The organism is Streptomyces sp. f51 (assembly GCF_037940415.1).
GTDB lineage: Bacteria > Actinomycetota > Actinomycetes > Streptomycetales > Streptomycetaceae > Streptomyces.
Genome location: NZ_CP149798.1, coordinates 6311990 through 6330277, shown reverse-complemented (window position 1 = coordinate 6330277; position 18288 = coordinate 6311990). Strand labels below are relative to the sequence as shown.

Annotated in this window: 16 protein-coding genes; 9 read left to right on the top strand and 7 right to left on the bottom strand. The window is 71.0% G+C overall.

Annotated features, from left to right (window positions below; all coding sequences use genetic code 11):
• The first annotated feature begins 43 nt into the window (after positions 1 to 43).
• Together WJM95_RS27425 and WJM95_RS27420 are read left to right on the top strand one after the other, a co-directional pair.
• On the top strand, positions 44 to 1435 hold the full coding sequence (locus WJM95_RS27425) for an OFA family MFS transporter (protein ID WP_339132472.1): 1392 nt from the start codon (positions 44 to 46) through the stop codon (positions 1433 to 1435).
• Positions 1432 to 2838: an OFA family MFS transporter gene (locus WJM95_RS27420; RefSeq protein ID WP_339132471.1), complete on the top strand. Its 1407-nt coding sequence runs from the start codon at positions 1432 to 1434 to the stop codon at positions 2836 to 2838. The genes WJM95_RS27425 and WJM95_RS27420 overlap by 4 nt, the downstream gene beginning before the upstream one ends.
• 65 nt (positions 2839 to 2903) lie before the next feature.
• Here WJM95_RS27420 and WJM95_RS27415 read toward each other — a convergent pair whose 3' ends face one another.
• The 4 genes from WJM95_RS27415 to WJM95_RS27400 form a co-directional block, all read right to left on the bottom strand.
• Positions 2904 to 3578 (bottom strand): GntR family transcriptional regulator, encoded by a 675-nt coding sequence (locus WJM95_RS27415; protein ID WP_339132470.1) that lies wholly within the window; start codon positions 3576 to 3578, stop codon positions 2904 to 2906.
• Positions 3579 to 3733: 155 nt separating this feature from the next.
• On the bottom strand, positions 3734 to 4681 hold the full coding sequence (locus tag WJM95_RS27410) for a beta-ketoacyl-ACP synthase III (RefSeq protein ID WP_339132469.1): 948 nt from the start codon (positions 4679 to 4681) through the stop codon (positions 3734 to 3736).
• A 136-nt stretch (positions 4682 to 4817) separates the two neighbouring features.
• The gene (locus tag WJM95_RS27405; RefSeq protein ID WP_339132468.1) at positions 4818 to 4979 is read right to left on the bottom strand and encodes a hypothetical protein; all 162 of its coding nucleotides are present in this window, start codon (positions 4977 to 4979) and stop codon (positions 4818 to 4820) included.
• Positions 4948 to 6279 (bottom strand): OFA family MFS transporter, encoded by a 1332-nt coding sequence (locus WJM95_RS27400; RefSeq protein ID WP_339132467.1) that lies wholly within the window; start codon positions 6277 to 6279, stop codon positions 4948 to 4950. The genes WJM95_RS27405 and WJM95_RS27400 overlap by 32 nt, the downstream gene beginning before the upstream one ends.
• 365 nt (positions 6280 to 6644) lie before the next feature.
• Here WJM95_RS27400 and WJM95_RS27395 point away from each other — a divergent pair, with 365 nt between their 5' ends.
• Positions 6645 to 7616: a 2-dehydropantoate 2-reductase gene (locus WJM95_RS27395; RefSeq protein ID WP_339132466.1), complete on the top strand. Its 972-nt coding sequence runs from the start codon at positions 6645 to 6647 to the stop codon at positions 7614 to 7616.
• Between the two features lie 195 nt (positions 7617 to 7811).
• Positions 7812 to 8675, top strand: a complete 864-nt coding sequence (gene fdhD / locus WJM95_RS27390; protein ID WP_339132465.1) for a formate dehydrogenase accessory sulfurtransferase FdhD — start codon at positions 7812 to 7814, stop codon at positions 8673 to 8675.
• Positions 8676 to 8804: 129 nt separating this feature from the next.
• On the opposite strand, the gene WJM95_RS27385 is transcribed toward fdhD, so the two are convergent.
• On the bottom strand, positions 8805 to 9347 hold the full coding sequence (locus tag WJM95_RS27385) for an isochorismatase family protein (RefSeq protein ID WP_339132464.1): 543 nt from the start codon (positions 9345 to 9347) through the stop codon (positions 8805 to 8807).
• Between the two features lie 232 nt (positions 9348 to 9579).
• On the opposite strand from WJM95_RS27385, the gene WJM95_RS27380 reads away from it, so the two are divergent.
• Positions 9580 to 11451: an exo-alpha-sialidase gene (locus WJM95_RS27380; protein ID WP_339132463.1), complete on the top strand. Its 1872-nt coding sequence runs from the start codon at positions 9580 to 9582 to the stop codon at positions 11449 to 11451.
• Here the strand turns inward: WJM95_RS27380 and WJM95_RS27375 are convergent.
• Positions 11419 to 12483 (bottom strand): bile acid:sodium symporter family protein, encoded by a 1065-nt coding sequence (locus WJM95_RS27375; protein WP_339132462.1) that lies wholly within the window; start codon positions 12481 to 12483, stop codon positions 11419 to 11421. The two genes, WJM95_RS27380 and WJM95_RS27375, sit on opposite strands and share 33 nt — an antisense overlap.
• Before the next feature lie 144 nt (positions 12484 to 12627).
• On the opposite strand from WJM95_RS27375, the gene WJM95_RS27370 reads away from it, so the two are divergent.
• From WJM95_RS27370 to WJM95_RS27355, 4 genes are all read left to right on the top strand, one after another.
• The gene (locus WJM95_RS27370; RefSeq protein WP_339132461.1) at positions 12628 to 13503 is read left to right on the top strand and encodes a LysR substrate-binding domain-containing protein; all 876 of its coding nucleotides are present in this window, start codon (positions 12628 to 12630) and stop codon (positions 13501 to 13503) included.
• A gap of 272 nt (positions 13504 to 13775) precedes the next feature.
• Positions 13776 to 15602: an AMP-binding protein gene (locus WJM95_RS27365; RefSeq protein WP_339132460.1), complete on the top strand. Its 1827-nt coding sequence runs from the start codon at positions 13776 to 13778 to the stop codon at positions 15600 to 15602.
• A gap of 198 nt (positions 15603 to 15800) precedes the next feature.
• Complete coding sequence (locus WJM95_RS27360; protein ID WP_339135882.1) at positions 15801 to 16592, top strand: aldo/keto reductase; 792 nt, start codon at positions 15801 to 15803, stop codon at positions 16590 to 16592.
• A 169-nt stretch (positions 16593 to 16761) separates the two neighbouring features.
• The gene (locus WJM95_RS27355) at positions 16762 to 17457 is read left to right on the top strand and encodes a glycoside hydrolase family 75 protein (protein ID WP_339132459.1); all 696 of its coding nucleotides are present in this window, start codon (positions 16762 to 16764) and stop codon (positions 17455 to 17457) included.
• 61 nt (positions 17458 to 17518) lie between these two features.
• Here WJM95_RS27355 and WJM95_RS27350 read toward each other — a convergent pair whose 3' ends face one another.
• Positions 17519 to 18220: an SDR family oxidoreductase gene (locus tag WJM95_RS27350; protein ID WP_339132458.1), complete on the bottom strand. Its 702-nt coding sequence runs from the start codon at positions 18218 to 18220 to the stop codon at positions 17519 to 17521.
• Positions 18221 to 18288 lie beyond the last annotated feature (68 nt).

The window sequence follows — 18288 nt, the reverse complement described above, 5'->3', positions numbered from 1 at the left end:
GGGCGCTGACCAGTTCTTTCGACGCAAGGGGATCTCGATCGAGATGACAACCACCGGCTGCTCGACTCCGGTGCCTCGCCGCGAGGTGAGGGACCGGCACGGACGCGTGTACCGCGTCGGCGAGACCGACCTCGACATCATGGGCCGCAGGCGCGCCTGGATGGTCTTCCTGCCCTGGGTGGGCATGCTGGGCACCGGCTCCGCCGGGTACGCGTTCGCTTCGGCGGACGGCATGCTCCGGGAGGCTCACCTCCGGAGCGGCGGACACGTCCTCTGGCTGCTGGGTGTCTGGATGTTCTTCCAGGCGGCCGTGGCCTTCCCGGCCGGGCGGCTGCGCGACAGCGGCAGGCTCCGCGCCCGTACGGCGATGCTGCTGGGCGCGCTCGGCACCCTGCTCGGCCAGGTGCCGTCGGCGTTCGCGCCAGGGGCGAGCATCGCGCTGCTCGGCTTCGCCGTGTGCGGCGGCATCGGCGCGGGCCTCGTCCGCGTGACCTGCGTGACCCTGGTCGGCAAGTGGTACCCGGAGCGAAGGGGCGCGAGGACGGGCTTCGTCGACGGCGGCTTCGCCTGCGGGGCCCTGCCGTTGCTCCTCCTGTTCACCTGGCCCGTGGACCCGGGCGGCCACCGGGGTGTGCTCGTGGGCGTCGGCCTGGTCTGCTGCGCGCTGGTCGCGGCGGCCGGCCGGTTCCTGGAGGACCCGCCGAAGGGCTGGTGGCCGCCGGGCGTCGACCCGCTGAAGGTGCCCGACGACCCGGGGATCCGGCGGGCGCTGGAGAAGAACCCGCCGGCGGTCAGGCAGTACACCCCGAGGGAGGCCGCGCGTACCCCCGTGCTGTGGACGATGTGGTCCTGTCTGCTGTGCACGGCCGGGATCGACCTCTTCGGTCTCGCCTTCCAGGTCCCGTTCGGGAGGGACATGGGCTTCGCGGGCGGGACACTGGCCGCGGCGATGTCGCTGAGGGCGGTCGTCGACGGCACCGGGCGCGGGGTCGTCGGCTGGGTCTCCGACCGCGTCGGCCGGCGTCGCACCCTGATCGTGGTGTGTCTGGTGCTGGGGTCGGCCCAGTTCGGTGTGCTGGTGTCCGGCCGGGCGGGCAGTGTGCCGTTCTTCCTGTTCTGCTCATTGGTCTCCGGCTTCGCCGGCGGCGCCGTCCTCCCGCTGTTCGCGGCCATGACGGCGGACTGCTTCGGTGAGGACAACAACGCCTCGGTCTACGGTCTGGTCCACAGCTCGCAGCTGGTCACGGGCCTCGTGGGCGCCGGCACGGCCGCGGTCGCCGTCGGCGCGTGGGACTATCACGGCGCCTTCGTGCTCGCCGGGTCCGCCGGTCTGGCGTCCGCCGTACTGGCCCTGTTCCTCAGGGCACCGGGCAGGCCACGGGCCCGCCGCATCGTTCCCAATCCGCACCCGCTCGGCGAGGAGATGGCGTCATGACGGCGGAACCCATCGCGGCGAAGGACTCGCCGGACGACGGTCACGGCGATCCCGGGCGCGCGTACCGGGAGATCACCGACGCCCGGGGCCGGGTCTACCGGGTCGGCGAGAGCGATCGGGACATCCTCGGCCACTCGCGCTCGTTCATGGTGTACCTGCCCTGGGTCGCCATGATGGCCATCAGTGTCTTCGAGTACGCGTACGGCTCGGCCGAGGACACCCTGTCGCACGCCCATGGCTGGACGCAGAGCAACACCTTCTGGATCCTGAGCATCTGGGTGTTCTTCCAGGCGGGGATCGCGTTCCCGGCCGGCTGGCTGCGGGAGAGAGGCGTCCTGACGGCCCGCAAGGCCATGTTCACGGGCTCGGTCATGTGCGCGGCCGGCTTCCTCGCCCTGTCGCATCTCAGCGACGTGGCACTGGCGATCCTGGGCTTCGGCGTCATCGGCGGCATCGGGTCCGGGCTGGTGTACGCGACCTGCATCAACATGGTCGGGAAGTGGTTCCCCGAGCGCCGTGGGGCCCGTACGGGATTCGTCAACGGCGGATTCGCGTACGGCTCCCTGCCGTTCATCTTCATCTTCAACTACGCCTTCGACACGGCCAATTACCACCGGGTGCTGGATCTCATCGGCGTCTACGTGATGGTCGTGGTGCTGGCCGCCGCGTTCTTCTTCAAGGACCCGCCGAAGAACTGGTGGCCCGCGGACGTCGACCCGATGGCCCACGGCGGTTCCGGGAAGCGTGCCGCGAGCCTGAAGAACCCGCCCGCCGTGAAGCAGTACACCCCCAAGGAGGCGATCAGGACCGGTGTGCTGCCGCTGATGTGGGTCGCCCTGGTGATGACCGCCGGTGTGTCGATCTTCGGCATCTCCTTCCAGGTCGACTACGCCAAGGAGGTCGGCTTCGGCCCGCTGGTGGCGGCGTCGTCGATGGGCGTGATGGCGGTCGTCAACGGCGTGGGGCGGGGTGTGGTGGGCTGGCTCTCCGACATCTGGGGGCGCAAGCGGACGCTGGTCTTCGTCATCGTGGTCCTGGGACTGGCGCAGTTCGGTGTGATCTGGGCCGGTGACATCCACAGCGAGGCCCTGTTCCTGTTCTTCGCCTTCCTCTCCGGATTCGGCGGCGGCGCCTTCTACCCGATGTTCGCGGCCCTGACCCCGGACTACTTCGGCGAGAACTACAACGCCACCAACTACGGTCTGGTGTACAGCGGAAAGCTGATCAGCGGCCTGTTCGGCGGCGGCCTCGGCTCGATGGTGGTCGCCGCCTGGGGCTACGACGGCGCCTACGCGCTGGCCGGCGGCATCTCCATGGCGGCGGCCGCGGTCGCCCTGCTGCTGCGCCGCCCCGGCCACAGCACCGCGGACACGTCCACGCCGGCACCACAGCCGGTCGCCTGAACCCTCCACGGGCCACCCGAACGAGGGTGGCCCGTGGACACGCCGTGCCAAGAGAACCGGACCGGCTACTTCTCGCGGTCGTGGTACATCTGCCGTGTCTGTTCCGTGTGGGCCCGCATGACGTCGGTGGCGCGCCGGCCGTCGCGGGCGGCTATCGCTGCGATCAGTTCGCGGTGTTCGGTCCACGACTGCCGTCCGCGCTGCCTGGCCACCGGTGTGTAGTACCAGCGGACCCGGCGGTCGACCTGTGCGGCCAGTTCGGCGAGGACCCTGTTGCCGGCGAGTTCCATGACCTTGGCGTGCAGCCGCGCGTTCAGCGCGACCGCGGCGTCGACGTCGTCGGCGTCGACCGCCCGCTCGCCCTCCGCGCACAGGTCCTCCAGCACGCCGACGGCGGCGGGCCCCGCGTTGGCGGCGGCGAGCCGGGCGGCTTCGGCCTCCAGGAGCGTACGGACGGTGAGGAGCTGGTCGGCCTCCGCCTCGGTCGGCTCGTGCACGAACGCGCCCTGAGCGGGCCGCAGATCGACCCAGCCGTCGGTGCTCAGCCGCTGGAGCGCCTCCCGTACGGGCTGCCGGGAGACCCCGAGATGACCGGCGAGTTCGCTCTCGACGAGGTGCTGGCCCGGCTTCAGGGCGCGGGTCGTGATGAGTTCGAGCAGCGCTTCGTAGACGCGGTCACGCAGCGGGCCGGGCCGTTCGAGCTTGGGTACCGCTCCCTGGGGCAGGCCACTCGACAACATCACGGTCCCTCCCTTGGCAGCGTCGTCGCCGCGATAGGAAGTCGATTATCAATTGTCTTTCGCCTACAGTCTACGGCGCGCAAACGCGCCGCAGACAGGGAAGTTGGGCTCCTGGCACCGGGGGCGGCGGGGCCGGACGGGCGGATGGGGCCGCCTCACGGGCAGCGGACGACCTGCCCCGCGTAGGAGAGGTTGCCGCCGAAGCCGAACAGCAGGACGGGGTCGCCGGTGGAGATCTCCCCGCGCTCGACGAGCTTGGAGAAGGCGAGCGGGATGCTGGCGGCCGAGGTGTTCCCGGAGTCGACGACATCGCGTGCGACGACGGCGTTGACCGCGCCGATCTTCAGGGCGAGCGGCTCGATGATGCGCAGGTTGGCCTGGTGCAGGACGACTCCGGCCAGGTCCTCGGGCGTGAGACCGGCCCGCTCGCAGGCCCTCCGGGCGATCGGCGGGAGCTGCGTGGTGGCCCAGCGGTAGACGCTCTGGCCCTCCTGCGCGAACCGCGACGGGGTGCCCTCGATGCGTACCGCGTTGCCCATCTCGGGCACCGAGCCCCACAGCACCGGCCCGACCCCGGGCTCCTCGCCCGCGGGACAGGCCTCGACCACGGCGGCCCCCGCGCCGTCCCCGACGAGGACGCACGTGGTGCGGTCGGTCCAGTCCGTCACGTCGGTCATCTTGTCGGCGCCGATGACGAGCGCCCGGGTGGCCGCGCCGGCCCGCACGGCGTGGTCGGCGGTGGCGAGGGCGTGGGTGAACCCGGCGCAGACGACGTTGACGTCCATCGCGGCGGGCGAGGGGATGCCGAGACGGGCCGAGACCCGGGCGGCCATGTTCGGGGAGCGGTCGACGGCCGTGGAGGTGGCGACGAGGACGAGGTCGATGTCGCCGGGCGTCAGACCGGCCGAGGCGAGCGCCTTGGCGGCGGCGTGCGCGGCCAGCTCGTCGACGGGTTCGTCGGGGCCCGCGACATGGCGGGTCCGGATGCCCACACGGCTCCGGATCCACTCGTCACTGGTGTCGACCATGCCCGCCAGGTCCTCGTTGGTGAGTACCCTGGCGGGCTGGTAATGGCCGACGGCGGCGATCCGTGAGCCGTTCATGAGTGGTCCCCCTCGTGCTTCGGGTAGCGGGATCCACCAGTCTGATCAGTGACTCGCGGGTACGACGGCAGGTGAAGCCACAGGATTGCGCCGCCAGGCTTGTCGGCTTCTGTCAGACCTTGGGACGTCCGAACACCTACCCCGAGAACAGTTGGGTCGCCTTCTGTACGAGCTCGTAGACCCCGTAGCACAGGGGTGCGCCCACCCAGAGCCAGGCGAGGACGGTGAGCGCCCGCCGGTCGGACGGACCCGGGACGGCGCCGCCGTCAGGCGGACTCGGGCTGCTGTCGTGCGACATCGGCGGCCTCCCTCGGCGCGGGGATGTGGTGGCGGGCGTGCACGGGGCGTACGAACTCGTTCGCGACGAATCCGACGGCGAGCAGCCCGATCATGATCAGGAACGACAGTCCGTACAGCGACGGGCCGTGTCTGCCCGCCGCCTCCTGGTGATCGGCGATCCGGTTCACGATCAGCGGGCCGAGCACACCGGCGGTGGACCAGGCGGTGAGCAGCCGGCCGTGGATGGCGCCGACCTGGTAGGTGCCGAACAGGTCCTTCAGATACGCGGGGATCGTGGCGAAGCCCCCGCCGTAGAAGGAGAGGATCACCAGCGCGCTCAGGACGAACAGCGGCTTCGAGGAGTCCCCGAGCCAGGCGATCAGCGCGTACATCAGGGCGCCGACCCCGAGGTAGACGCGGTAGACGTTCTTGCGGCCGATCAGGTCGGAGGTCGAGGACCAGCCGATGCGGCCGGCCATGTTGGCGGCGGAGAGCAGGGCGACGAACCCGGCGGCCGCGGAGGCGGTGACCGGGGTGGAGCCGTCCGCGAAGAAGTCCGTGATCATCGGCGCGGCCTTCTCCAGGATGCCTATGCCCGCGGTGACGTTCATGCACAGAACGACCCACAGCAGCCAGAACTGCGGGGTGCGGACGGCGCTGCGGGCGGAGACCTGGACCCCGTCGAGCGCGCTCGGCCCGGACGCGACCGGTGCCTCGCCGCGCGGCACCCGCACCAGCAGCACACCGAGCGTCATGAACACGGCGTACGAGAGCCCGTGCACGAGGAAGGCGAGCGCGATCCCGGAGGAGTCGGAACCGAACGACTTCAGCATCTGTGCGGACCAGGGCGAGGCGATGAGCGCGCCGCCGCCGAAGCCCATGATCGCGATGCCGGTGGCCATTCCGGGCCTGTCCGGGAACCACTTGATCAGGGTGGAGACGGGTGAGATGTAGCCGATGCCGAGGCCCGTGCCGCCGACGAAGCCGTAGCCGAGGACGATCAGCCAGTACTGCTCGGTGGCCGCGCCGAGCGCGGAGATGAGGAAGCCGGAGGAGAAGCAGACGAGGGCGACGGTCATGGCCCAGCGCGGACCGTTGCGCTCGACGAGGGTGCCGCCGAACGCGGCCGACAGACCGAGCATCACGATGGCCAGCTGGAAGGGCAGCGCGCTCTGGGTTCCGCTGAGACCGAGCGCGGATTCGAGCGGCGGCTTGAAGACGCTCCAGGCGTAGGCCTGGCCGATGGAGAGGTGGACCGACAGGGCGGCCGGCGGGACGAGCCAGCGGCTCCAACCGGGGGGTGCGACGGGAGGGCTCATGATCCGGACGATAGGAAGCGGTTGTCCGGCTGTGAAGCGGGGGGACGCGAACACGTCGACCGTATGCGATGAGCGGTATCCCTGGCGCGACGAACGGTCGCCGGGCCGGGCACCGGGGACGCGGACCCGGCACGGTCGCCCAGTCCGGCACCGGGGGATGGACCCGGCGCGGTCGCCTTGCCGGCATCCGGCGTCCGGCACCCCGGCACCCGGGCTGCGGGCACCCGGGACGCGGACCCGGTCCCGCGCCGGCCGGTCCTGTCCCGACCGCACCCTTGTCGAGCCACCTTCCATCCTGTAGACAATATTTCGTCGACAGTGTTCGGCAGTTCCTCGGTACCCTCGACCGAACGGAGCGCCCCACCGTGAGAGTCGCAGTTCTCGGCGCCGGTGCGATCGGCGCCTACGTCGGCGCCGCCCTGCACCGCGCGGGCGCCGACGTGCATCTCGTGGCCCGTGGACCGCATCTCGCGGCCATGAGGCAGCACGGCGTCCAAGTCCTCAGCCCACGCGGGGACTTCACCGCCCAAGCCCATGCCACCGACGACCCGGCCCGGATCGGCCCGGTCGACTACGTCTTCCTCGGCCTGAAGGCCAACTCGTACGCGGCGTGCGGGCCGTTGATCGAGCCCCTGCTGCACGACACCACCGCGGTGATCGCCGCCCAGAACGGCATCCCCTGGTGGTACTTCCACCGGCACGGCGGACCCCACGACGGCCGCCGGGTGGAGAGCGTGGACCCGGGCGGCGCGGTCAGCGCGGTGCTGGCCCCCGAGCGTGCGGTCGGCTGCGTCGTGTACGCCGCGACCGAGCTGGCGGCACCGGGAGTCGTCCGCCACCTCGAAGGCACCCGGTTCTCCGTCGGGGAACCGGACCGCTCCGTCTCGGCGCGCTGCCGCGCGTTCAGCGACGCGATGCGCGAGGGCGGGCTGAAATGCCCGGTCGAACCGGAGCTGCGCAACGACATCTGGCTCAAGCTGCTCGGCAACATCTCCTTCAACCCGATCAGCGCGCTGACCCGGGCCACGATGCGGCAGATGTGCCTGCACCGCGGAACCCGCGGGGTCGTCGAGATCATGATGGCCGAGACGCTGGCCGTCGCCCAGGCCCTCGGCTGCGATGTGGGGGTGTCCATCGAGCGTCGCCTCGCCGGTGCCGAGCGGGTCGGCGACCACCGCACCTCCACACTCCAGGACCTGGAGCGCGGCAAGCCGCTGGAACTGGACGTGCTGCTCGCGGCCGTCGTGGAACTGGCGGAGACCACCGGGGTACGGGTCCCGACGCTGCGCACCGTGTACGCCCTCTCGGATCTGCTCGCGCTGCGGACGGCGGCGTGAGCGGGACCGACCAGCGCGTGAGAGCAGGGCGGGCGGCGGACCCCGTGAGGCACCACGCGCGGCCCGCTCCACCGGTGCAGGACAATGAGACACGAAGGTCACCCCCGCACCGTGCCCCGGGTGGCCGAACGCCAACCGGCGATCGCCAGGACCGATCCGGCCGGCCGCACGTACGGAAGCGGGACTGATCAGGACATGGGACGAGTCACGGAACGACGCAAGGTGATCCGCATCCGGGACGGGGCCGTGAGCACCCGACCGGACACGCTCGTCGCCGAGGAACCGCTGGAGATCCGGCTCGACGGCAAGCCCCTGGCGATCACCATGCGCACCCCCGGCGACGATTTCGCGCTGGCCGCGGGCTTCCTGGTGAGCGAAGGGGTGCTGGGCCGGGCCGACGAGCTCCAGAACATCGTCTACTGCGCGGGCGCCACGGTGGACGGCTCCAACACGTACAACATCGTCGACGTACGGACGGCGCCCGGTCTCGTCGTCCCCGACATCACGCTCGAACGCAATGTGTACACGACGTCCTCGTGCGGTCTGTGCGGAAAGGCGAGCCTGGACGCGGTGCGGACGACGGCCCGCTGGACCATCGACGACACGCTGGACGGCACCGCTCCCCCGGTGCGGCTGGAGCCCGGGCTGCTGGCGAGCCTCCCCGACCGGCTGCGCGCGGCTCAGCGGGTCTTCGACCGGACCGGGGGCCTGCACGCGGCGGCGCTGTTCACCGAGGAGGGTGAGCTGGTCGACATCCGCGAGGACGTGGGCCGGCACAACGCGGTCGACAAGCTGGTCGGCCGCGCCCTCCAGAACGGCTCGCTCCCGCTGTCCCGGACGGTCCTGCTGGTCTCCGGCCGCGCCTCCTTCGAGCTGGCGCAGAAGGCCGTGATGGCCGGGATCCCGGTGCTCGCGGCGGTCTCCGCCCCGTCGTCGCTGGCCGTCGACCTGGCGGCGGAGACCGGCCTGACCCTCGTCGGTTTCCTGCGCGGCGCCAACATGAACGTGTACGCGGGCGAGCACCGCGTCACCCTGCGGGCCACGGCCGGCCAGGGCTGACAGCGGCTCCCCGCGACACGGCGGCGGGGCCCCGGACGGCGGGGAGCGCCCCCTGCGCCGGAGGGGGCCCCGTGTCTGCCCGGCCCCGGCCGGCGGCCCGTACCGGCCGGGCTGCGCCGCCCCGCGGGGTCACCGCGTCGAGAAGCGCACCTCGCCGGCGGTGACGACCGTGCCGAGGCGCGGGAAGTCCAGACGGACGGATGCCTCGTGCTCGGCCGGGGTGAACGCGGCCATCGCGTCCTCCACGAAGACCAGGTCGTAGCCGAGGTCGCCGCCGGCGCGGGCGGTCGACTCGACTCCGAGGTTGGTGGCGATTCCGCCGAACACCAGGGTGGAGACGCCGTGTTCGCGCAGCCGCTCGTCGAGGCCGGTGCCCTGGAAGCCGCCGATGGTCCGCTTCACGATCTCCAGATCACCCTCCGCGACGAGTCCGGAGACCAGTCCGCTCCCCGGGGGCTGCTCGGCGACCCCGGACCGCTCGACCCTCACGAGGACGACGAGCGCGCCCGCCTTCCGGAAGGAATCCGCCAACTCCTGTGCGGTGGCCAGTACTTTGGTGCCCTTGTGCGGTTCGAGGGGCAGCGCCACGATGCGCTCCATCAGATCGACGAGCACGAGGGCCGTGCGCGTCGGGTCGAGGGCGAGGCGGGGTTCGGTTTCGGGTGCGGTCATGACGGAACGTTAGCCCGCATCAGCCGTCCGTACCGGAAATCCGGATCGACAAGCCCGTGAACGGCTCTCTCCGCACGGCCACGCGACCGCGGAAATCTGGCGTGAACACGACCGGTACCTGCTCCTTGTGGGGTGTGTGAACGCCCAAGTAGCCTCTGCGGCGCGAACGTTGGACGTGGGATGTCCATAGGATCCGGAATGCCCAGCCGTCGTACGAAGGGCAGGTCGCACCATGCCGTCACGCCTCCCCACCCGTCTGAGATCCCTTCTCGTCGTCCTTCTCGGCATCGCCGCACTCGTCACGCTCCCGGGCACGGCCCGCGCCGAGGCGGGCACCGCCGCCGGCACGTTCGAGCAGCAGGTGCTGTTCAAGGCCTCCCAGGATCCGGGTTACGCCTGTTTCCGCATCCCCTCCGTCGTCAGGACGACCCGGGGCACCCTGCTGGCGTTCGCCGAGGGACGCGTCCTGAACTGCGGCGACGCGGCCGACATCGACATCGTGGTGAAGCGCTCCACCGACGGCGGGCGCACCTGGAGCCCGCTCCAGGTCGTCAACGAAGGGAACGGCGACACCCACGGCAATCCCACCCCGGTCGTGGACCGGAAGACCGGCCGGATCGTGCTGGCGGAGACCTACAACACCGGCCGCACCGACAGCGCGAGCTGCTCGGTCCCCTGCGACCGCACCCCGCACCTCCAGTACAGCGACGACGACGGCCTCAGCTGGTCCGCGCCGCGCGATCTGAGCGGCGAGATCCTGCCCGCGAACTGGAACTCCTGGTACGCCACCGGTCCTGTGCACGGCATCCAGCTCACCCGCGGCCGGCACGCGGGACGGCTCGTCTTCGCCGTCAACACCGAGACCTGGGACGGCAGCCGGGTCACCGCCAACAACGCCGCTCTCGTCACCAGCGACGACGGCGGCGACCACTGGGACATCGGGGCCACGGACTCCTGGCCGATCGCGGCCGACGGCACGTACCGGCAGAAGCCGTCCGAGATGACGCTCACCGAGCGCGCCGACGGATCGGTTCTGGTCAGCGGCCGCGAGCAGGACGGCACCGACCTCGGCCACCGCACCCAGGCGGTCAGCCGGGACGGCGGCGACAGCTTCGTGTCCCCCTTCCGCAACGTCCCCGACCTCTACGCGCCCCAGGTGCAGGGCTCGACGCTGCGGTTCGGCGACCGGATCCTGCTGTCCTGCCCCGCCGACCCCGACCGCCGCCGGACCATGATGATCCGCTCCTCCTACGACGGCGGTCGCACCTGGGACAGCGTCGACCGCGGCACGGTCGTCACCACCGACTGGTCCGGCTACTCCGACCTGGTGCCGGTCGACGGCGCCACCGTGGGCCTGGTGTACGAGGGCGGTGCGGTGGACGCGCGCGACGAGATCCGCTTCGCCCGTTTCACCGAGGACTGGCTCCAGGCGCGCCGGGGCCCCGACCCGACGACGGCCGACCTGGCCCCGTTCACCCGGCGGGCGGCGGTGCTCGGCGGCGCGGGCGAGACCTCGGGCGTCCTCGGCGGCGCGCTGGAGTTCGACGGCACCGACGACGCCGTACGGCTGCCCTATCAGGACCGGTTGCCGCTGGGCACGAGGGACTTCACCGCTTCCCTGTGGTTCCGCTACACCGCCACCGCCGGTGAGCAGCCGCTGCTGTGGATGGGCGGGATCGGGACGAGCCAGCCGCAGGTGTGGCTGCGCGGGGAGCCCGCGTCCAACCGCATCACCGGACTGATCACCACCCGGGACGGCGCCTCGCCCCCGGCCACGGCGTTCGTTCGGACCACGGCCGCCTTCAACGACGGCCAGTGGCACCGTCTGGCGCTGCGGCGCGGCGCGGGACAGCTCACCCTGTTCGTCGACGGGACGACGGTGAGCACGGCCGACGTGCCCGGATCGGTGAGCCGGAACTCGCCGTTCGGTGTGCACGTCGGCCAGCGGATGGACGGCCGGGCCCACTTCACCGGAGCGATCGACGACGTACGGGTCTACGACCGCGCGTTGAGCGACGCCGAGCTGTCGGCGACGCCCTCACGGAAGGTGACCCCGGACACCGTGCTGTGGCTACCGCTGGACCACGTGAGCGGAACGGACTAGAAACCGCCGTCCCGTCGCGCCCCGGGTGCCGGCCGGCCCGTCCGGGCCGGTCCGGCCGCCCGCCTCGGGGTCGCGGGCCCGGCGCTTGGCGATCACCGCGCACACCATGAGCTGCATCTGGTGGAAGAGCATCAGCGGGAGCACGGCGAGGGAGGCGTGCGCTCCGAACAGGACACCGGCCATGGGCAGGCCCGAGGCGAGCGACTTCTTGGACCCGGCGAACTGGATGGCGATCCGGTCCTCCCGGCCGAAGCGCAGGACCTTCGTGCCGTACCAGGTCAGCAGGAGCATCACGGCGAGCAGCAGTGCCTCGACCAGGAGGAGGCCCCCCAGCCGGACGGCGCTCACCTGGCTCCAGATGCCCCGCACCATGCCCTCGCTGAACGCGGTGTACACGACGAGCAGGATCGATCCGCGGTCGACGAGGCCGAGCACCTTCTTGTGGCGGGTGATGAACGCGCCGATCCAGGGGCGCAGCAGTTGTCCGGCCAGGAACGGCACCAGGAGCTGGAGCACGATCCTGACGACCGAGTCCGCGGAGAACCCGCCGCCGCTGTTGCCGAGGAGGAGCGCGGCGAGCAGGGGGGTGACGACGATGCCGGCGAGCGACGAGAAGGAGCCCGCGCAGATGGCGGCGGGCACGTTGCCGCGGGCGATCGAGGTGAAGGCGATCGACGACTGGATGGTCGAGGGGACGAGGGTGAGGAAGAGGAGGCCGGTGTAGAGGTCGTGCGTCAGGAGCACCGGCTCGAGGCCGCGGGCGGCGAGGCCGAGCAGCGGGAACGCCACGAAGGTGCAGATCAGGACCGTGCCGTGCAGGCGCCAGTGCCGGAGGCCGTCCAGTGCCTCACGGGTGGACAGGCGTGCGCCGTACAGGAAGAAGAGGAAGGCGATGGCCGCCGTGGACGCGCCCGAGGCGACGTCCGCGGCCGTTCCTCTCGCGGGGAGCAGGGCGGCGAGGCCCACGGTCCCGAGCAGCAGCAGGATGTAGGGGTCGACCGGCATCCAGCGCGGCCACTTCAGGCGTTTCACGGTGCTCCACTGCTCGGTCGCTCGGTTCGGTGCGGCCGATCGCCGTCGGCGGATCGTGCCCTCTCCATCGTCCTCCGCCCCGCCCCGATCGGGAATCCGTCATACCGCTCTGACTGTCATCACGTATCGCGATAACGTGAGGGTGTGTACGACCCTTCCCAGCTGCGTACGTTCCTGGCGGTGGCCCAGACGCTGAGTTTCACGCAGGCCGCCCGGCGGCTGGGGGTGCGCCAGTCCACGGTCAGCCAGCATGTGCGCCGGCTGGAGGACGCGGCCGGCCGGCAGTTCTTCTCCCGCGACACCCACTCCGTCGAGCTCACCGAGGACGGCGAGGCGATGCTCGGCTTCGCGCGGCGGATCCTGGAGGTCCAGGAGCAGGCGACGGCGTTCTTCGCCGGGACACGGCTGCGCGGCCGGCTGCGTTTCGGCGCGTCCGAGGACTTCGTGCTGACGCGGCTGCCGGAGATCCTGGAGGGGTTCCGCACCGACCACCCCGAGGTGGACCTGGAGCTCACGGTCGAGCTGTCCGGCACGCTCCACGAGCGGCTCGCCGCGGGGCATCTCGATCTGGTGCTGGCGAAGCGGCGACCCGAGGATCCGCGCGGCGAGCTCGTCTGGCACGACCGGCTCGTGTGGATCGGCGCCCCGCGGCTGCGGCTCGACCCGGACCGCCCGGTCCCGCTGATCGTGTACCCGCCCCCGGGCATCACCCGCGCGCTCGCCCTCGAAGCGCTGGAGCGCCAGGGCAGGCCGTGGCGTGTCGCCTGCACCAGCGGCAGCCTGAACGGTCTGCTCGCGGCGGCCCGCGCGGGCCTCGGTGTGATGGCGCACTCCCGCGGACTGGTGCCGCCCGGTCTGGTCCGGGTGCCGGAGCGGGCGGGGCTCCCGGAACTCGGCGAGGTCGACTTCGTGCTGGTGCACGGGCGGCGGCGGCCGTCCGCGCAGGGCGCCGCGGACGCGCTCGCGACGGCGATCCTCGCAGGCGGGGACCGGCTGCACCGGGGGCGACAGCGGGGCTGAGTGGTGTCCACGGCAGGCCGGGGACCGGCCGGGCGGCCGGGCGCCGGACCGGGGTCCGTCGCGGTCGACCGGGGTCGTAGCGATTCCGTGGAGATTAAGCACCCGAAACCTACGGAACCGTAAGGAATTCTGTCCGCCCCTTCCCCTTGTGCGGGCATTTCCGCAGTTGACTCGTGCGCACGGCGCACTGCCCGGCGATTCGAGCCCCCTCCCGTCCGCTCGCGTGGTGGGGTAGCTTTCACGGCGCTGTGCGGAGGCCACGAGGAGCGGTATTGCGCGAGTTCACCAACCCCCCGTCGGCGTCGGCGCCGCCGGTGGGCGGCCTGGCCGACGCCGTGTTCGAGTATGCCCACCTGGACCCGCTCCACGTCGCTCTCGGCCGCAAGGACGAGCAGGGGCAGTGGCGCGATGTCACCTCGGCCGAGTTCCGGGACGAGGTCCTGGCGCTCGCCAAGGGCATGCTGGCCCACGGTGTCCGCTTCGGCGACCGGGTCGCCATCATGTGCCGTACCCGCTACGAGTGGAGCCTCTTCGACTTCGCCCTGTGGACGATCGGCGCCCAGGTCGTGCCCATCTACCCCACGTCCTCGGCGGAGCAGGTCTTCTGGATGCTGCACGACGCCCAGGTGTCGGCGGTCATGGTGGAGCACGAGGACCACGCGATGACCATCGCCACGGTCGTCGACCGGCTGCCCCAGCTGCACCGGCTCTGGCAGCTCGACGTGGGCGCGGTGCACGAGCTGTACGAGGCGGGCGCGCACATCGACGACGACGTGGTGCACCGGCACCGCCGCGCCGTCACGCCGGAATCGATCGCGACGATCATCTACACCTCGGGCACCACCGGGCGCCCCAAGGGCTGTGTCATCTCGCACGCGAACTTCATGTTCGAGGCGGACACCGTCATCGGGCGCTGGGAGCCCGTCTTCCACTCCAAGCGCGGCGACGAGGCGAGCACCCTGCTGTTCCTGCCGCTCGCGCACGTCTTCGGACGGATGGTGCAGATCGCCGCCTTCCGCGGGAGGGTCAAGTTCGGGCACCAGCCCCAGCTGCACGCGTCCGCGCTGCTCCCCGACCTCGCCGCGTTCCGTCCCACCTTCTTCCTCGCGGTGCCGTACATCTTCGAGAAGGTCTTCAACTCCGCGCGCCGCAAGGCCGAGCGGGAGGGCAAGGCCGGCCCCTTCGAGAAGGCCGTGGACGTCGCCGTGCGCTACGCGGACGCCGTCGAGGCCAAGGCCTGGGGCACGGGTCCGGGCCCCTCGGCGAGCCTGCGCATGCAGCACCAGGTCCTCGACAAGCTCGTCTACTCGAAGGTCCGGGCCGCGATGGGCGGCCGGGTCAGACACGCGATGTCCGGCGGCTCGGCGATGGACCGGCGGCTCGGGCTGTTCTTCGCGGGCGCGGGCATCACCATCTACGAGGGGTACGGGCTCACCGAGTCCACGGCGGCCGCCACCGCCAATCCGCCCGAGCTCACCCGGTTCGGAACCGTCGGACAGGCGATCCCCGGCACCACCGTGCACATCGCGGACGACGGCGAGATCTGGCTGAACGGCGGCAACGTCTTCCAGGGCTATCTGAACAACGACAAGGCCACCGACGCCACCCTGCACGACGGCTGGCTCGCCACCGGGGACCTCGGGTCCCTGGACGAGGACGGCTACCTCACCATCACCGGGCGCAAGAAGGAGATCCTGGTGACCTCCGGCGGCAAGAGCGTCTCGCCGGGGGTGCTGGAGGAGCGGGTGCGCGACCATCCGCTGGTCGCGCAGTGCATAGTGGTCGGCAACGACCGGCCGTACATCGCCGCGCTCGTCACCCTCGACTCCGAGGCCGTCGAGCACTGGCTCCAGATGCGCGGCAAGCCCCCGCTGTCCTCCGGCGATCTGGTGCGCGACCCTGATCTGGAGACCGAGGTGCGGCGTGCCGTGGTCGCCGCGAACACCCTGGTCTCGCAGGCCGAGTCGATCCGTACGTTCCGGATCCTGGCCAACCAGTTCACCGAGGAGCACGGTCTGCTGACGCCGTCGCTGAAGCTGAAGCGCAAGGCGATCGAGAAGGCGTACTCGACGGAGGTCGAGGCGCTGTACCGGACGTGATCCCGGATCGGCCTCCGGCGCAAGCTGAGGGATGATTGATCGGACTATTTCAGCCAATCTGCGATTCCGCGTGCCCGGAGCCCGGTCAGGAATGCATCACGGCCCGTGATCGTTGACGATACGAGAACCATCCGACGACTGAAGGATCGAGAGCTCGTGAGCAAGGTCCCCCCGATCATCCTGAACAACGGCGTCGAGATGCCGCAGCTGGGCTTCGGCGTCTGGCAGGTGCCGGACGACGAGGCGGAGCGGGCGGTCGCCACCGCACTGGAGTCCGGGTACCGCAGCATCGACACAGCGGCGATCTACGGCAACGAAGCGGGCACCGGCAAGGCCGTCGGCGCCTCCGGCATCGCCCGCGAGGAGCTCTTCGTCACCACCAAGCTCTGGAACAGCGATCAGGGGTACGACTCCGCGCTGCGTGCGTTCGACACCTCGCTGGAGAAGCTCGGCCTGGACTATGTCGACCTGTATCTGATCCACTGGCCGACGCCCGCCCGCGGCCGTTATGTCGACACCTTCAAGGCCTTCGAGAAGATCTACGCCGACGGCCGCGCCAAGGCCATCGGCACCTCGAACTTCCTGCCGGAGCACCTGGCCAGACTGATCGAGGAGACGTCCGTCATCCCCGCCGTCAACCAGATCGAGCTGCACCCGCACCTCCAGCAGCGCGCGGCCCGCGAGTTCCACGCTGAGCAGGGCATCGCGACCGAGGGCTGGTCGCCGCTCGGCCAGGGCAAGGGGCTCCTCGAGGTCCCGGCGATCGTCGCCATCGCCCAGAAGCACGGCCGCACCCCGGCCCAGATCGTGCTGCGCTGGCACCTCCAGCTGGGCAACATCGTGATCCCGAAGTCCGTGACCCCGTCCCGGATCAAGGAGAACATCGACGTCTTCGACTTCTCCCTGGACACCGAGGACATCGCGGCGATCTCGGCCCTGAACGAGGACCGCAGGATCGGCCCCGACCCGGCCGCGTTCGACGTCGGCTGACCGGCCCGGCACCGCAGCCGCCGCCCGGATGCTCACCGCATCCGGGCGGCGGCTTTTTCGCACCCTTGGACCGGACCAACCCGGGAACAGGTCTTGACGCGGTCATGCAAGCAGGGCCACTTTGGAGGAACCCGGTAAGGAAAGTTTCCTAACAGAAGGGTCCCCCACAGTGCGCACTCGAACACTGACCCTGTCCGCGGTCGCCGGAGCGGCACTGCTCGCCGTCGCCGCGCTCCCGGCCAGTGCCTCCGGCACCGCCGCCCCCCGCTCGGCGCAGGAGGGCTCGGTCAGCGCGGCCGCCCTCCTCGCCAAGGTGACGTCCTGTTCGCAGATCTCGAACGGCAAGTACAGGACCGACGAAGAGACTTCGGCCACGATCCCCGTCTGCGGCAAGAACGGCGCCGTGTTCTGGAAGGCCGACATGGACGTCGACTGCGACGGCCAGGTCACCTCCAGGTGCAACGCCGACACCGACCCCTGGTTCCAGGACGACACCGCCTTCCACCAGTCCGACGGCAGGCCACTGCGCGCCGACTCCCTGCCGTACGTCGTCGTGCCGAGTTCCAGCAGCATCTGGAAGTACACGAGTTCGGGCATCAAGGGCGGCGGTGTGGTCGCCGTCGTCTACAACGGCAAGGTCGAGTACGCGGTGGTCGGCGACACCGGGCCGACGAAGATCATCGGTGAGGCGTCGTACGCCACGGCGAACGCGCTCGGTATCGACCCCGACCCGGAGACGGGCGGGGCCGACAGCGGCGTGACGTACATATTGTTCAAGAACTCGCAGGTGTCCCCCATCGAGAGCCACAGCGCGGCCGTGTCCCTCGGGGACTCGCTGGCCAGGCAGTTCCTCGCGAACAACTGAGGACCCGCGAGGTGGGGACGGCCCGGGGGGAGACGGGAACTCCGGTCCCCCCGGGCGCGGATCAGACGGGCTGGCCGATCGGGCGGACGACGACGGTGTTCACGTCGACACCCGCCGGCTGCCCGACAGCCCAGACGATCGAGTCGGCGATCTGGTCCGCCGTCAGGAGATGCCCCGGCGGCAGGCTCCCGTAGCTGTCCCAGAACGGGGTCTCCACCCGGCCGGGCGAGACCAGGGTCACGCCCACGCCGTACTCGGTGACCTGACGCCGGGTGTTCTCGGCCAGCCCGGTCACCGCCCACTTGGTCGCTCCGTAGATGTTGCCGGGCGTGTTCACATGCCCGGCGACACTGCCGATCAGGACGATGCGGCCACGGGACTCCTTCAGCGCGTCGATGGACGCCCTGATGAGCAGCGCGGGACCCAGCACATTGGTCAGCACCATCTCGGACCAGCCGGCCGGGTCCCCGTCCGCGACCGTGTCATGGGTGGCGAACCCGGCGTTGGCGAGGACGGTGTCGATCCGCCCGAATCCCTTGAGCGTCGTCTCGACCGCGGCGCGCACCTCGTCGTACTCGGCCGCGTGCCCGACGATCGTCAACAGCCCCTCGGGGCGGCCGAGTTCCTCGGCGAACGCGTTCAGCCGCTCCTCACCGCGACCGGTGACGGCCACCCGGTGCCCGGCGCCGAGCAGCCGACGGGCGACCGCGGCTCCGATGCCGCTTCCACCCCCGGTGATGAGCGCGACAGGAGAATCGGTCATGGTGTACCTCCGGGAGTGTGCGGCCCGGGCGGGCCAACTGTGCACGGAACCAGGGGAGTTCACCACTT